Source organism: Thermodesulfobacteriota bacterium (genome assembly GCA_039028315.1).
Classification (GTDB): domain Bacteria; phylum Desulfobacterota_D; class UBA1144; order Nemesobacterales; family UBA2774; genus CR02bin9.
The window spans coordinates 1-14957 of sequence record JBCCIH010000028.1; the positions used below are offsets into that span (position 1 = coordinate 1).

Sequence of the window (14957 nt, forward strand, 5' to 3'; positions counted from 1 at the left end):
GCAAGAGCGCTTGCAGATATAGCTGAGGTATTTTCCTCTGCTGAGATAAGAATAAGTATCTCACAGAATCTGATTCTTAGATGGGTACCCACGGACAGATTACCTGGGCTTTACAAAGCTTTGGATGAAGTTGGTCTTACGCTTCTTGGCGCAGAGACATTTGAAGATATCACAGCATGCCCTGGTGCAGACACCTGCCGCCTGGGTATTACATCTGCAAAGGGACTGGCTACTGAGCTCACTAACAGAATGAGCAATGGCTTAGCTAAATTTAAAGAACAATCAAAGGGTCTTAAAATTAAGATCTCAGGGTGCCCGAACTCCTGTGCACAGCATGCATCTGCAAATATAGGATTTCAGGGAGCTTCACTTGCTAAGGAAGGCCGCAACGTTCCGGCAGAAATGCTTTATGTTGGAGGAGGCCTTTATGGTGATGACTCAAGGCTTGCTACTCCAATCATTAAAGTTCCTACAAGAAATGCACCCAAGGTTGTAGAGAAATTGCTCGAGCTTTACAGAGACGAAAAACAGGGCGATGAGCATTTTGATCTATTTATGGAAAGACTTGGAAAAGACCGCATAAAAGAAGAAATTACGGAGTTTCTACAGATCCCAAGTTTTGATGATGATCCTTCTTTTTATCAGGACTGGGGACATGAAGAGGAAAAGTTCGAACTTCAAAAAGGCGTAAAGGGTGAGTGCGCAGGAGCCACAGTAGAGGAAAAAATCCCAACTTTCTCTGACGCTCAAAAACGCATAGAGCAGGCCGAAGCACTTTTAAAGCACGGAGAGTTTGAGACCTCTATTATGGAGGCATTTCATTCCTGCGCCGCTAGTGCACATGTGCCTTTATACACTAAACTTGTAGATCCATTCACATCTGAGCAGACAATGTGGGAGTTTGAAAACCTGCTTGTTCGAACAGGTGAATCTGATGAGAAATGGCTTGATATATCGGGCGTATTAAACGACTTGGTTGATCAGGAGCCCTCTGAGGAGACAGCTGTTGAAATGCTCGAGATAGCAAAGGACCTCTATAAAGAGTGTGAGCGCATCCAGGAAAACTTATCAGCCTAGCAGTCGTTAACTGGTCATAATAAAAACACTGGTCCAACATTACCAATCGCGGCAATTTATATGCAGCAGGGTTGAATTCTGACTGTACTATAAATATATTCTCTATCTAGGAGAAAGCTTTTTGTATATCCCGGGAACAAAGTTTAAAGTAGTGCTTAAAATCCAGATAGGGGATGACATCTATGAGCCTGGGCTTGAAGGCGAGATTATTGAGCCGGTCACTAAGATGGTTGGAAAATCGTATAAAGTTGAATTTGCTGATGGACGTAAAACACAAATTCACAATGTAATAATGAATAATCAGACAGAAGTGGTAAAAGAGTAGTGAGTATAGTAAGTACCTGATATGACAAAATTAATGGAAAAATTTGAGCTTTGGTTTAGCGCTGAACTGGGACTTGAGAGGCTGGCGCCCCTTGTGGTCGATTTTATCATTCTGATCGTCTTATTAATTGTTGCACTTATTGTCAATTTTCTGGCTAAAAAATTCATTTTAACTCTAGTAGAGCACTTTGCAGCAAAAAGCAGCACGGACTGGGATGATGTTCTGGTTAAAAATAAGTTTTTTAGAAGGCTCTCTCATCTTGCACCTGCCTTGGTTATTTACCTAACAGCTTCAATATTTTTTGAAAATGAGACAACTGTATTTTTTATCAGGCGCATAGCAGAGATCTATATGCTAGTTGTCGCAGTCTTCACGATCGATTCATTCTTAAATTCCATAGTTGATATATATCACAACTATGATTCGACAGGGAAACTGCCAATAAGAATTTTCGCTCAGGTACTTAAGATTATCGTCTTTGCTGTGATCGCTATAATTATTATCTCAACTGTTATAGGAAAATCTCCTGTTGTCTTCATCGGCGGTCTTGGAGCGATGGCAGCAGTGCTTATGCTTATTTTTAAAGACCCAATACTTGGTCTGGCCGCAGGTGTTCAACTATCTGCAAATGATATGGTCAGGGTAGGGGATTGGATTGAGATGCCAAAATTCGGTGCCGACGGTGATGTGATTGATATATCTCTTACAACCGTAAAAGTGCAGAATTGGGATAAGACAATTGTGACCATACCTACGTTTGCACTTGTGAGTGAAGGGGTTAAAAACTGGCGCGGTATGTCAGAGTCTGGGGGAAGAAGGATTAAGCGCTCTATTTTCATTGACATGACAAGCGTTAAGTTCTGCACGCCTGAGATGATAGAGAAATTTAATCGTATTGAATATATAAGCAGTTACATAAGAGATAAAAAGAAGGAACTTGATGACTTTAATTCTCAAAGAAGCATTGATAACACAGTGCTCGTCAACGGTCGAAGAATGACAAATCTTGGTACCTTCAGAGCATATCTAATAGCCTATTTGAGAGACCATCCAAAGATAAGCAAAAACTTAACTTTTCTAGTAAGACAGCTAGAGCCGGGTCCAACAGGTCTTCCGATTGAAGTATATGTGTTTAGCAGCGATCAGGTTTGGGCTAACTATGAATCAATACAATCCGACATTTTCGATCACATTTTGGCTGTGATACCGGAGTTTGGTCTAAGGGTATATCAGAATCCTACCGGAGCTGATTTTCAGAATTTATCACAAGAACTTAATTAAATCGGGATATATACCTACTGAACGGTTGTGGCCATATCAAAGTTTGGCCTACTGGCTCTAAGAGCATTAAGAAGAGCTTGGTCCTCTCCGTAGATATCTTTATGGAAGTTCACATTTCCTGCATCATCTACCCATGACGTAAAATAGAGAATATAGACAGGAATCGTTTGATTAAGATGGACTGTTCTGGTTTTTCTTGAATTAATGCTTGATTTAACCCTGCTTTGATTCCAGTCAAGATTTGATGCAAGCACAAACTCAGCTAGATCTATGGGTCTTTCAACCCTTATGCATCCATGGCTGAAATTTCTCTGCGCTCTTTTAAAAAAGCCCCTGTTTGGAGTGTCATGAAGATACACGGCGTGCTTGTTAGGGAATAGAAACTTAATCTGACCTAGCGGGTTTCCGGGACCAGGATTTTGGCGGAGTCTATATTTGCCGCTTAATACCTGAGATATATATTCTTGTTGAGCTTGCTGATTTTGAATCTCTGCCTCTGATAACGGACGCTCAATATCTTCATCAGTTTCTATTATTTCAACATTCTCAGCTACTTCCACTTGCTGGGTTTCTTCCACAGGTAATTTCTCAGGCGCTTTAAGCCCAAGAGCGTCTATTCCTCTTTTGGATAGATATTCAGGGTCACTTTTAATTCTAGGTGCTATATCGTCTTTAAAAATGCTTGGGGGTATATTCCAATAAGGGTTCATAACTATGTGGGTCATCTCTTCACTGAACATAGGAGTGTTCCACTCAGGCTTACCTACAACAATTCTCATATCAACAACATCATTGTTATTGTCTACTCCATATAGGTGGAAATTTGCAATGTTAACAAGTATGTAGCGGCTTCCTAAATACTGCGGCAGTATACGCCAGCGCTCCATACTAAGCTCTATCTGAGATATACGCTGTTCAACCGGAACGTTAAGAGCTTCGATTGTGGATTTACCTACAACTCCGTCAACATAAAGCCCGTTTCTACTTTGGTATTTTCTAACTGCTTGATCTAGTGTTTCATCAAATACATCACTTACCGGAACTGAACTCTCGAGTTCTCCTGTTACTATTAGCCTCTCTCTTAAAGCAACAACTCTAGTTCCTCTTGCGCCTTTTTTGAATTTATCACCATAAGGCACCCGCTGCCATCCGCCGTTTTCGGCTATTTCTCTGTACTCCTGTAAGCCATCTCTTAGCTGAGCGTAAACGGGGTATTTAGGCATAAGTCCATCAAGAGTCTTTTTAACTTGATTATTGGCAGTGGAGGTTGTTAATAACTCAGAAATATTAATCGGTCTTTCAGATGATAGAAGCTCTAAATTGATCTGACCTGGGTTTACTCTTCCATAATGAACATCACGAGCGTAGTTAAGAAATGCATTTGAAAGTAGCAGTTCTAGCTCAGCCAGGTCGATTTCATCGATTGATTTATTAGAACCATCTATTCTAATGAGAGCAGCTTCGATCTCCTCTATATGATAGTCCATAGGGTTAAGAGCATCATTGCCGCTGGTTCTTACTACCTCGATCATTTCAAGTGCCTGTGGTGAGGCGCCGTTCGAATTGATCCATAAAAGAGAGTAGTTATTCGCGTGGTATGTTTGGGCAAGCGATCTATTTGCCTTAATGTTTTTGGTTTGTATCTGCAGATAGCCCGAAGCAAGCATTCTTTGCTGAGCTATTGATTTTACTTTCGCTTTAGAGAATGTCTGAGTTTGGGTGTTTTGCGCAGGCTCGGAAATCTTGTTTTCTTGTTTAGGCGAAGCGCACCCGTAGCTCAGTAGTAATATTAAACTAAGCGCAGCTACAAAAGAATATATATTTCTGCAATTAGATTTGATCAATCTCATCAATGCACCCTTGTTAAAGTTGAAATACCTATCCTCCAGCAGAATAATAGTATAATACGAAAACAATATAAAGGCTATCCTATATTGAATATTATTTTCATCTATCGAATAAATTGTTACTAAGGCTGAATTTCCAAATTATCAAACAAATAACGTTTAATCTTACGAGTGGTTGTTTTTGGGAATTCCTCAAGCCTTATATCAAAGTTTCTTATACGTTTATACGATACAAGCTGGCTATTGGATCTTTGAACTTCATTTTTAATTAATCCCATTATCTCTTCTTTTGATAATTGTTCCACTTGAGAATTTAAATTTTCAGCTATTTCATCTAAATTGGGGTAAATAAGCGCCAGTATATCATTATCATTGGGGCTGAACACAAGAGCCTCTTCTATGAATACGGATCTTGTCAATTTCTCCTCAATTTCCTCAGGGAATATATTTTTTCCACCTTTAGTTACAATTAGATATTTTTTCCTGCCGGTAATATACAAATATCCCTCTTCATCAAAATATCCTATGTCTCCTGTGAGAAGCCAGCCGTCCTTAGTCAGAACTTTGTCAGTAGCACTGGGATTTTTATAATATCCCTTCATAACATTGGGTCCTCTTGCGACAATCTCCCCATTTCCTTCATTATCCACATCTCGTATCTCGACCTCATCACTTGGTATTACCATTCCTATGCTACCGACTTTAGGCCTAGTGGGCGGGTTAGCTGATATCAGAGGAGAGGCTTCTGATAGCCCGTATCCTTCAATAATGTCAATTCCGTATTTTTTAAATCCCTGGGTAACCCAAGGCGAAAGTGCAGCCCCGCCTGAGACTATGAGTCTGCTCCTCTCGAGACCTAAATTTTGTTTTATCTTCTTCCCAATTATAGAGTTAGGAAGCGCTTTTGTAATCAGGCGTTTTAGCCCTTTTTGTCCTGCCAGCTGTTTTTCAATTCTCAAATAAAGCTTCTCTAATAATAGTGGTGTGTTTAACCAAATGGTCGGACGGGCTTCTATAAGGTCTTCTAAAAGCTCTCTTGGTTTTAGTCCGCGAGCATAGAATATAGACATGCCGCTTGAAAATGTGGAGATCAGACCAGCCGTGCATTCATAGGAGTGGTGTATCGGTAGTACAGAGAAAGCTCTGTCTGTGTAGTTATAGTCAATAATGCTATATATGTCTGATGCATTAGACATTATGTTTCTATGTGTGAGCATTACGCCTTTAGGGTTTCCAGTAGTACCGGAGGTGAACAGTATTTCTAATAAATCGTCAGGTTCTATTTGAGCGCTTGGAATCCCTTTTGAGTATTTATTAGATATCTGATCTAACTCGTCCATTCGAACTATGTGTTTTAAACCTGGTAAATCATCTGAGAATAAATTCATTTTCTGATAATATGAGTTTGAAACAATTAGAGCTTTGGCATCGGAGAAGCTCAGAATAAATTTATTGTCCTCTGGCCTTGCTCTGGCATCCAGCGGTACTGCCACAGCACCTAACCAGGATAGTGTAAATAGTGTAATCCCCCACTCCGGGCGGTTTTCAGCCAAAATCCCTATGTGATCGCCTTTTTCTATGCCTAAATCTCTTAGGTATCTTGCAAACCTCTCTACGTAGTCCAGCACTTGCCCATACGTTATCTGATAGATAGTTGTGCCGCGGGGCATTAGAAAAGCGGTATTTGACCCATACAGGTTCACCGTCGTTTCAACCATTTCTGAAAGTGTTGAAGAAGAAAGAGGTTCTTTAATAATAGGAATTTTTTCAGAAGGTTTTCTAAATTTCTTCATATTTTGACTAATCTATAAGAAATCTCTTATTTCAGAGAGCTTTTTTATAATATAATCGGGCTTTGGATCAAGATCGTTGTCAGGTTCATTTCTTCTGTTGATCCAAACCGACTTCATACCAAGAGCCTTTGAACCCACTACATCAGCGCTATAATTATCGCCTATAAAAAGTGATTTAGCACCGTCAATCTTTAATTTATCAAGCGCAGCTTCAAATATTATGCTTTTAGGTTTTCTCCATCCTACTTCTTCTGAGATCACTATTTCTTTAAAAAGCGGCCTTAGGTTGAATTTGTCGATCAGCTCGTGAGCAGTGGGGGAATAGTCAAAATTTGATATAATCCCAAGTGTGTAGCCTTTATCAAATAAACCCTCTAAAGTTAATTTGTTTGAGGTTGGATATTCAACGCAGCTGGCAAGTGCTTTCATGTGAGCAACCACCATTTTATTTATGAACGGGCTATCTTGATCTACCGGGCCAATGTTTAACATCTTAAGCATTAATATAAATCTTTCTCGGGTAGGATATTCTTTAAAGTCTATAAGTTTTAGATCCTGAAATTCGTGATAGCTCTTTATAAAAGGATCGTAGAACTCTGAAAACTCTATCTGTGGATAAACCTTTTTAAATTCCTCATATACTTCAACACTTGTCGTTCTTGAACGAAATCCTTTTAGTTCAACAAGGGGCAGGTGGTTAAAGTTAAAATCTAAAATTGTATCGAATAGATCAAAGATTACTGCGTCATATTTCTTCATTATGCTTATAAGCCTTAGTGCTAATTTTTAGATGATGCCCTGTCTAAGATAACATCAATGATGTTATCGTGAATTCCGAGCGGATCTGTTACAGTGTAGCTTACATCGGGGTAGTTCTTAGCTGCTTCTAACACCATAGAGGGAATGTCCTGTGTCGAGTGTCTGCCAGGGGCCAGGAAATATGGATGTACCACAATATGCTTAGCCCCACTAGTTACACACTCTTTAAAGGCCTGCTCAATCGTGGGCTCTGCAAGCTCCATATGGCAATAGACCACTATTTCAAAATCAGAATTTTTTTGTTTAACCAGCTCTGCAACTTCGGCAAGCATCTGGTTTGCTTCATCAACTTTACTTCCATGGTCAACGATTATAAGTGCTTTCATGCTTGTTTATATTAATTAGGACGGTATTGTGGTGTTTAGCCTAATTGCCTCGATCATTATCTCGGCCGATCTATAAAACTCTTCGAGCACAAGATATTCGTTTACTGTGTGAAGTTCATACATTCCAGTGCCAAGATTAGCGCATTCTATTCCAAATTTATTAAAGTAGTTTGCGTCGCATCCGCCCCCTGAAGTGTGGTGCTTGATTTTGTGCCCGAGATTTTTAACTGCAGTATCTATAAGCATTACAGGCCGTGAATTTGCATCAACATCCATTTTGTCATAGCTCCTCTCAATAAACTCCTCAAGTTTGGCCACATGTGTAATACCCTCTGGTGTTAAATCATCATGAAGAGTAACCTGGTAATTAGCCACCGCTTTATGAAAACACTCTCTCATATGATCGACTTGATTTTTGAGTGTCTCCTCATCGTGGCTTCTGGTCTCACCGACTACTTTTACGGTTTTTGGAATGATGTTTGTTGCTCTCCCGCCACCTATAACGCCAATATTGGCAGTGGTGAATTCGTCAATTCTTCCAAGAGTCATTTTCGAGATTGCTTCACTAGCAATTTGTATAGCACTAAGGCCATTTTCCGGACACAGCCCGGCATGTGCTTCAAGTCCGTGAACTATGAAATCTAGCTTTTCTGCGGAAGGGCATCTTAGTACGAGCCTGTCGGGTGTACTGCTGTCGAGCACTATTCCCATACGGGCATTGAATTTGGACATATCAATGTGCTTTGATCCTAAAAGGCCAATTTCTTCACATATTGTAAAAGCTATTTCTATATCGCCGTGTGCAAGGCCTTGTTCTTTTATTACTCTTATCGCCTCAACTATTACCGCAATACCGCTTTTATCATCACTGCCTAGAATTGTAGTACCGTCGCTTTTTAATATTCCATCTTCAATTTTGGGCTTGATTCCCTCACCTGGCCCAACTGTGTCCATATGGGCGGAGATGAAAAAGGGTGGGGCGCTTGGTTTGTTGCCCTCTAGTTTTACTATTAGATTGCCGACATTCCCGCCCACTTTCTCTCCTGCATCATCATAAAAACATTCGGCACCGAGTTCTTCCATGTCTTTTTGCAATTTTGTTGCAACATCTTTTTCCTTTTTTGACAAGCTGTCGATACGAATAATCTCCATAACATGCTCTGTCATTCTTTCTTTTTCGATCATGAAATTGCTCCGCTGTTTTTAACTATTATGTTTTCAATAACCCATCAATTTTATATAAGTTCAGTATAACTAATTGGTTATTAATTAGAAATGAAGAATCATTAAGATAAAACTCTACTTGCCAATCTGTGATTGGATACAATTAAGGTAGCAGCGGATTAGGTAGTTTACGCTTTAAATTAGATTTACTTGGCTATATCTTGAAGTGATTCAATAACCTTATCTAATTTAGGCTTGTTTAGAGAATATATTCTATTTTGCTTAACCTTTCTCTCTTTAATCAAGCCGGCTTCTTTGAGTATTTTCAGGTGGTTAGACACCGTAGGTTGTGAAATTTTAAACCTGCGGGCAATCTCACCTGCGTTTGCATCCTCTTTACCTAAAATATGCAAAATCTTTCTTCTTCTCTCGTCACTTATGGCTTTGAAGGAACACCCCATATTACAACCTCCGGGAGCAATCTGTTATTTAGCTAATTATGTAAATAGATTATATAGGATAATGATTAGAAAATCAAAATTAATTTAATGCATTTTGGTATTAGAACTTCTCTACGCTTGGTCGAAGGTCCATCTCGAGTGTCCAAGCAGTGGGATCTTGGAGGTGAATTTGCCAGTATTGCTCGGCGATAGACTCGGGGGATAAAAATGATCCGGGTTCTCTATCAGGGTATCTTTTTATGTAGTCTTGGTTTAGGATCTGCCCATCGATGATGACATGAGCCACGTGGATTCCCTTTGGGCCAAGTTCTCTGGCAATTGACTGCGAGAGCGCTCTTAGGCCGAATTTTCCTACTGCGAGTCCTGAGAAATTTGCGCTGCCTCTTAGCGACGCGGTTGCACCTGTGAAAATTATTGTGCCTTTTTTCCTTCTCAACATGGAAGCAAGAACCAACTTTGAGCTGATAAAACCTCCAAGGCAGTTTGATTCCCATGCGCTTACAAAATCATCAGTCTTTAATTTTTGTATGCCTTGCATCTTAAATTGCCCGGCATTATATATCATTACATCTATATTCTTTCCAAACTTTTTAAAAATCTTTTCAAATGCGGATTTCAACTTTGTTTCTTTGGTAACATCTGCTGCAAAGACTTCAATCTCTCCGTCAATTTGTTTCTTGATAGATAATAAGCGTTCTTTATTTCTTGAAACTATGGCTACACTGTAGCCTTCTGAGGCAAACTTTTTCGCTAAGGCAAGCCCGAGCCCCGGACCCGCTCCTAATATTACTGCAACTTTATTCATAAGATTTATTCCCGTTTAGTGAACTAATGCTTTATCAATTGACCATTTGCCTCCGCCTTTAATCAAAACCACAAGACTAAGGCCAAGTGCTAGTAGGTGATACTCAAATCCCTCTCCGGCCTGATTGCCGAACCAATTCATGAAAAATCCATACTGTAAGTGAACCATAAAAATGGCTCCTAGCATTATTATTGCTATTCCAAGCGCTGCAAGCCTAGTTAAAAGCCCAATTATAAGTGCAATAGCCCCAAATGATTCTCCAATAATAATGAGTATAGCTACAGCGGTAGGAATTCCGCTTCCAACGAAGAAATCCACAGTACCTGAAAACCCAGCGCCCCCAAACATACCTAAGAGTTTCTGAAGTCCGTGGGGCAGAATAACAATGCCTAGAAATATTCTTGCTAAGAAGACGCCAAAATCATCATCTGTATGAAGCAGTGATCCCATCATATGCCTCCGTATTCTTAATTTATTAACAATATGATTTTATCCCAAGTGCAGCTGTATAATCAACCCTATTATTTAAGTTGGGATAATGCACTCTCTTCAATATTTATTCTTCTCCTGAGCAAAATAAGGTTTAAGACTGTGAAAATAGAAGCTGTGATATAGCATGAAAATATAAGTGGTATAACTGCAATTTCGATTATAACGGCTAGATAGTTTGGATGCTTTATATATTTATATGGTCCTGAAGCTATTGCCTGGCTGCCCGGTATAACTAGGATTTTGGTATTCCAATATTGCCCCAAAGAGCTTATAGCCCAGTAACGTAGAATTTGCGTGAAAATAAAAATTACTAAAAGAGCTGGCCAATACGGACTTAGGCTTGTTTGTAGAAAAATATATTCTGCGATCAGGGAGACAAAAAATGCTATGTGCATAAGTACTATGACTTTATATCCCTTAGCATCATATTCTACGGCGCCTCTTTGTTTAACAAAATTTTCGTTTCGTTTGGCTAAGAATAGTTCAGAGATTCTCTGCAACACTAGAATAATTATAAAGATCCAAAAAATGCTCATATTATTTCAAATAGGATTATCTCTGAGCTAAACCCGGGACCTAGGGCAGAAATAATACCGTGCTCCCCAGCACCATATTGTTTTTGATCCATAATTTCGTTTAGAACATAGAGCACAGTAGGGGAGGACATGTTGCCGTGTTCTTTAAGAACTTTTCTTGACTGGGCAAATGTACCTTCTAAAAGCCCAAGAGACGCCTCATACTCCAAGAGCACTTTAGCCCCTCCGGGATGAACGGCGTAGTGTTTCAAATCTGATATTGATAATCCGCTATCTTTAAGGATATCTTCGATATTGGACTTAACCTCATTTCTAACGATTGTAGGAATATCTTTACTGAAAATAGCTTTAAAGCCGTCATCAATCACTTCCCAGCCCATAACGCCAAGTGAATCATAGTAGGTAGTGCTTAGTGATCTAACTAAATTGAATTTGGAATTGTTAGACAGCCTGTGATCATCGCCTGCTACGATAGAAGCTGCAGCACCATCTGAGAATAGTGCTAGAGATACTATGTTACTTTTCGCATAGTCCTCTCTATGAAAAGCTAGGCTGCATATCTCAAGTGCAATCAGGAGCACAGCGCTATCTGGATAAGCTTTTGTATATTCCATTGCCCGCGAAAGCCCTACAGCGCCGCCTACGCATCCAAGCCCCCATATAGGAGTTCTCTTTATGTGCTGGTCCAGATTTAATTCGTTTATAAGGTGAGCGTCTACACTTGGTGTAGAAATTCCTGTACTGGTTACAAACATAATGTGATCTATCTCACTTAAATCAGCTCCGCATTTCTCTAGGCAATTATTTATTGCTGATTTTGATAACAGAATTGAGTTTTCAAGGTAGGAATCTGATCTTTGTACGAAGCTCTTAGAGTCGTCAAACCACTCTCTTGGATGAACAAAGTGTCTTGTTTCTATGAGGGAGTTATCAAACACACCCAGCATACGATTAATGTAATGCTCGTTATCACTAAAGAGCTCTTTAGCAAATACCTTTACTTCGCATTGGTTAAAATTGTAGGGAACATCTGCTGTTCCAATTGAGATTACTCGTGACATTTTATTCTTCGCTGTTATAGAACTTGTATTAATTGTAGCTGAGAGTGAGTAAAAATACTTGAAAAAAGAAAAAGCCGCTTTGGCCCCGCTAAGCACAAAGCGACTTTTTCTAATTTATCTATAGCTTAAATTCAAATTTAAATTAAGCTGTGAGAGACTTCATGATAAAAAACTTTCAGTAATATCAGGCTCTTAAAGCTCCTTTTTGTTTAGCTGAAAGTGAATCAAGAAAATACTTCATGCCGTCAATCTCTGGTTTGTTAAGAGAGTAAAGACGATTTTGTCTTACTTTACGCTCATTAACAATATCAGCTTCTTTCAAAATCTTTAGGTGATTGGAGATAGCAGGCTTGGATATATCAAACTTGCTAGCTATATCTCCTGCGGCAGTTTCACCTTGGCTTAAAAATTCCAGAATCTTTCGTCTGGTATCATCAGCAATGGCTTTATATGGGCAACCCATTTTTAATTCCCTCCTAAATTATTAGATTGTTACTTCAATATTTAGTTTAACTAATTTCGAGTCTGAAAGCTAGTACTTTTTTTTAAATTTCAGTTTTTTAAATAAATCGTTTCATATCTATGCATTGTATCAAGCTATAAAGGTAATGATAATATCAAATATGCCAATATAAATTGTATAAAAATCCATAAATTTCCGTTATAAATCTTAAATGGTATTCTAAGTTAAAGATATCATATAAACATCAAACAGGGGGTAGCATCAATTGGAATTTAGCCAAAGCACGAAGTCTGTATTAAAAATCAAAGCTGATGTATTAGTAGTGGGACTCTATAAAGGACAAAAGTTTTCCGGATCAATAAAGACCATAAATGATTCACTTGATGGAGCAATAAAGGATCTAGCACAGCAAGAGGATTTTGATGGTGATTTTGGTAAGACTTTAGTTTTGAGCAGCACTCTGGGAAAAATAAATTCAAAGAGAGTCCTAGTCGTAGGATTAGGCGAACGCTCAAAGTTTACACAGAACACTCTTAGGAAGCTAGGCAATCTTATATTGAGTAAAGTTAAGAACTCTTCTAATTCCATAGCAATAAGTTCGGAATTCTCATCTGCTCAAGGCCAGGTCTCAGCCCTTTCAGAGGGGCTTTTGTCAGGGGCTTATGAATTTAAGAAATACAAGACGAATGACAAAAGTAAAAATAAGGTTACAAAAATAGTTTTTATCTCAAATAAAATTAAAGCCCAGGCCTTTAATGAGGAAACTGAATTTGCATCTACTATCTCTGCCTCAGTCAATCTCGCAAGGGATTTGGTAAATGAGCCCCCTGTCTACTTAACCCCGAGAAAGTTATCTGACTATGCTGCCGAAATAGCAGAAGAACAAGGCCTTGATTGCGAAATTTTTGATCACGCAGAAATCGAAAGAAGAGGCATGAACGGACTTATGGCCGTATCAAGCGGAAGTGAAGAGCCTCCTAGGTTTATTCACCTAACATACGAGCCTAAAAGAAAAACTAAAAAGAGCATTGCAGTTGTTGGAAAGGGCATTACTTTTGACTCAGGCGGGCTTTGTCTAAAGCCTGCCGGAAGTATGCTTACCATGAAAATGGATATGGGCGGCTCAGCTGTCGTGTTAGGTGTTATGAAGGCAATAGCAAAGTTAAAGCCATCGATGAGGGTGCATGGACTTATTGCTGCAAGTGAAAACATGACGGGCGGAAAGGCATATAAGCCCGATGACGTTATACACGCCTATAACGGCAAAACTGTGGAGGTTATTAACACTGACGCTGAGGGACGTGTTGTGCTCTCTGATGCTCTCTCTTATGCTGTGGAGCTCAAAGTAGATGAGATTGTTGATCTTGCAACCCTTACTGGGGCTTGTATGGTCGGTCTTGGAAGCTACACCGCGGGCGTTATGGGCAACAACCAAAAACTTATTGATAAAATTAGATCTGCATCTGATCAGGTAGGTGAGAAAACTTGGCAGCTCCCAATGGATGATGAACTTAGAGCTGAGATCTCAAGCAATGTTGCAGATATTAAAAATGCAGGAAGCAGGATGGGCGGAGCAATCACAGCGGCAATGTTTTTGGAGAACTTTGTCTCTGATGTCCCGTGGGCACATATGGATATTGCAGGGCCAGCATTTTTGGAAAAAGAGAGCCCCTATAGTCCTAAAGGCGCTACAGGGTTTGGGGTGCGCACAATAATCAAATACATATCAGGTAAATAGAAGTCTGATTGCTACAGGAAGTTAAATGGATTTTTTAGATAAATTATTTGGAACTTTTGATAAATCTAATTTTGTTCAGATCCGCCTCAGCGGGGAGATTCCCGAGGAAGAGGAAAAATCTTTTCTTCCTACCATGGGAGCTAAAAAATCTCTAACAATGTGGGATATAGAAAAAGTTCTCACGCATGTTGAGAACAGTGCCAAACTCCTTGGAGTAATTATTAGCCTAAGTGAGCTTCGCATTGGTTTTGCTAGAGCCAACCTAATTAGACAAAGACTCTCAGAAATAAGAGCCAGCGGAAAAAAGGTTATTGTCCACTTGGAAAGTGGAGGAAACATCGAATACCTTATCGCATCGGCAGCTGATAAAATCTACATGACCCCTTGGGGCACTCTTAATTTAATAGGCCTTAAAGCTGAGGTTACTTTCTATAAGGACGCGCTTGATAAAATAGGCGTTAGTGCAAATATGAAGGGGTTTGGCGAATATAAGAGCGCCGCCGAAACTTTCACCCGAGACTCAATGTCTACTCCCCATAAAGAGATGATGGATTCTATTCTAGATGACTTGCAGACTCAGCTTGAGGGTCATATCTCAAAGGGTAGGGGCATCACTCCCAAAGAGGTTAAGAATTTGATCGACAACGGTCCATATATGACCGATATTGCTCAGGACAACGCTCTAATTGATGGGGTTTGTTATGAAACTCAGCTTGAAGAAAACATATCAATTCTCCTACAAGCAGACTTGTCTGTTGTTAAGGCTGGC

Annotated in this window: 16 protein-coding genes; 5 read left to right on the forward strand and 11 right to left on the reverse strand. The window is 39.5% G+C overall.

All coding sequences use genetic code 11. The annotated features are described in order from the left end of the window. The 3 genes from AAF462_03180 to AAF462_03190 form a co-directional block, all read left to right on the forward strand. A partial coding sequence (locus AAF462_03180; GenBank protein MEM7008114.1) for a hypothetical protein occupies positions 1-1077 on the forward strand: 1077 nt, incomplete at its 5' end. A gap of 121 nt (positions 1078-1198) precedes the next feature. Next, positions 1199-1402 (forward strand): hypothetical protein, encoded by a 204-nt coding sequence (locus AAF462_03185; protein MEM7008115.1) that lies wholly within the window; start codon positions 1199-1201, stop codon positions 1400-1402. 21 nt (positions 1403-1423) lie between these two features. Beyond that, entirely contained in the window at positions 1424-2683 is a 1260-nt protein-coding gene (locus AAF462_03190) for a mechanosensitive ion channel domain-containing protein (GenBank protein MEM7008116.1), read from the forward strand. Positions 2684-2697: 14 nt separating this feature from the next. Here AAF462_03190 and AAF462_03195 read toward each other — a convergent pair whose 3' ends face one another. The 11 genes from AAF462_03195 to AAF462_03245 all read right to left on the reverse strand — a co-directional run bounded on the left by AAF462_03195 (position 2698) and on the right by AAF462_03245 (position 12450). After that, a complete protein-coding gene (locus AAF462_03195; protein ID MEM7008117.1) occupies positions 2698-4533 on the reverse strand; it encodes a L,D-transpeptidase family protein in 1836 nt (611 codons plus the stop codon). Positions 4534-4652: 119 nt separating this feature from the next. Further along, a complete protein-coding gene (locus AAF462_03200; protein MEM7008118.1) occupies positions 4653-6323 on the reverse strand; it encodes an AMP-binding protein in 1671 nt (556 codons plus the stop codon). A 12-nt stretch (positions 6324-6335) separates the two neighbouring features. Next, positions 6336-7082 (reverse strand): HAD family hydrolase, encoded by a 747-nt coding sequence (locus tag AAF462_03205; GenBank protein ID MEM7008119.1) that lies wholly within the window; start codon positions 7080-7082, stop codon positions 6336-6338. A 20-nt stretch (positions 7083-7102) separates the two neighbouring features. Then, positions 7103-7468: a CbiX/SirB N-terminal domain-containing protein gene (locus tag AAF462_03210; GenBank protein MEM7008120.1), complete on the reverse strand. Its 366-nt coding sequence runs from the start codon at positions 7466-7468 to the stop codon at positions 7103-7105. A gap of 15 nt (positions 7469-7483) precedes the next feature. Beyond that, a complete protein-coding gene (locus AAF462_03215) occupies positions 7484-8653 on the reverse strand; it encodes a M20/M25/M40 family metallo-hydrolase (protein MEM7008121.1) in 1170 nt (389 codons plus the stop codon). Between the two features lie 185 nt (positions 8654-8838). Beyond that, a complete protein-coding gene (locus AAF462_03220) occupies positions 8839-9093 on the reverse strand; it encodes a metalloregulator ArsR/SmtB family transcription factor (GenBank protein ID MEM7008122.1) in 255 nt (84 codons plus the stop codon). A gap of 100 nt (positions 9094-9193) precedes the next feature. After that, positions 9194-9898, reverse strand: coding sequence for an SDR family NAD(P)-dependent oxidoreductase (locus AAF462_03225; protein MEM7008123.1), 705 nt, complete (start codon positions 9896-9898; stop codon positions 9194-9196). Positions 9899-9913: 15 nt separating this feature from the next. Continuing rightward, positions 9914-10351, reverse strand: a complete 438-nt coding sequence (locus tag AAF462_03230) for a DoxX family protein (protein ID MEM7008124.1) — start codon at positions 10349-10351, stop codon at positions 9914-9916. Between the two features lie 68 nt (positions 10352-10419). After that, positions 10420-10926: an isoprenylcysteine carboxylmethyltransferase family protein gene (locus AAF462_03235; protein ID MEM7008125.1), complete on the reverse strand. Its 507-nt coding sequence runs from the start codon at positions 10924-10926 to the stop codon at positions 10420-10422. Further along, positions 10923-11987: a 3-oxoacyl-[acyl-carrier-protein] synthase III C-terminal domain-containing protein gene (locus AAF462_03240; GenBank protein ID MEM7008126.1), complete on the reverse strand. Its 1065-nt coding sequence runs from the start codon at positions 11985-11987 to the stop codon at positions 10923-10925. Before AAF462_03240 ends, AAF462_03235 begins: the two co-directional genes overlap by 4 nt. Before the next feature lie 184 nt (positions 11988-12171). After that, the gene (locus tag AAF462_03245) at positions 12172-12450 is read right to left on the reverse strand and encodes a metalloregulator ArsR/SmtB family transcription factor (GenBank protein ID MEM7008127.1); all 279 of its coding nucleotides are present in this window, start codon (positions 12448-12450) and stop codon (positions 12172-12174) included. Positions 12451-12715: 265 nt separating this feature from the next. On the opposite strand from AAF462_03245, the gene AAF462_03250 reads away from it, so the two are divergent. Both AAF462_03250 and AAF462_03255 read left to right on the forward strand, forming a co-directional pair. Next, positions 12716-14188, forward strand: a complete 1473-nt coding sequence (locus AAF462_03250; GenBank protein MEM7008128.1) for a leucyl aminopeptidase — start codon at positions 12716-12718, stop codon at positions 14186-14188. 25 nt (positions 14189-14213) lie between these two features. Next, a partial coding sequence (locus AAF462_03255) for a S49 family peptidase (GenBank protein ID MEM7008129.1) occupies positions 14214-14957 on the forward strand: 744 nt, incomplete at its 3' end.

Bases quoted from the DNA above. Each gene is read 5' to 3' on its own strand.
- AAF462_03190 (MEM7008116.1), top strand. From the start codon at position 1,424: ATGACAAAATTAATGGAAAAATTTGAGCTTTGGTTTAGCGCTGAACTG.
- AAF462_03195 (MEM7008117.1), bottom strand. From the start codon at position 4,533: ATGAGATTGATCAAATCTAATTGCAGAAATATATATTCTTTTGTAGCT.
- AAF462_03200 (MEM7008118.1), bottom strand. From the start codon at position 6,323: ATGAAGAAATTTAGAAAACCTTCTGAAAAAATTCCTATTATTAAAGAA.
- AAF462_03205 (MEM7008119.1), bottom strand. From the start codon at position 7,082: ATGAAGAAATATGACGCAGTAATCTTTGATCTATTCGATACAATTTTA.
- AAF462_03210 (MEM7008120.1), bottom strand. From the start codon at position 7,468: ATGAAAGCACTTATAATCGTTGACCATGGAAGTAAAGTTGATGAAGCA.
- AAF462_03215 (MEM7008121.1), bottom strand. From the start codon at position 8,653: ATGATCGAAAAAGAAAGAATGACAGAGCATGTTATGGAGATTATTCGT.
- AAF462_03220 (MEM7008122.1), bottom strand. From the start codon at position 9,093: ATGGGGTGTTCCTTCAAAGCCATAAGTGACGAGAGAAGAAGAAAGATT.
- AAF462_03225 (MEM7008123.1), bottom strand. From the start codon at position 9,898: ATGAATAAAGTTGCAGTAATATTAGGAGCGGGTCCGGGGCTCGGGCTT.
- AAF462_03230 (MEM7008124.1), bottom strand. From the start codon at position 10,351: ATGATGGGATCACTGCTTCATACAGATGATGATTTTGGCGTCTTCTTA.
- AAF462_03235 (MEM7008125.1), bottom strand. From the start codon at position 10,926: ATGAGCATTTTTTGGATCTTTATAATTATTCTAGTGTTGCAGAGAATC.
- AAF462_03240 (MEM7008126.1), bottom strand. From the start codon at position 11,987: ATGTCACGAGTAATCTCAATTGGAACAGCAGATGTTCCCTACAATTTT.
- AAF462_03245 (MEM7008127.1), bottom strand. From the start codon at position 12,450: ATGGGTTGCCCATATAAAGCCATTGCTGATGATACCAGACGAAAGATT.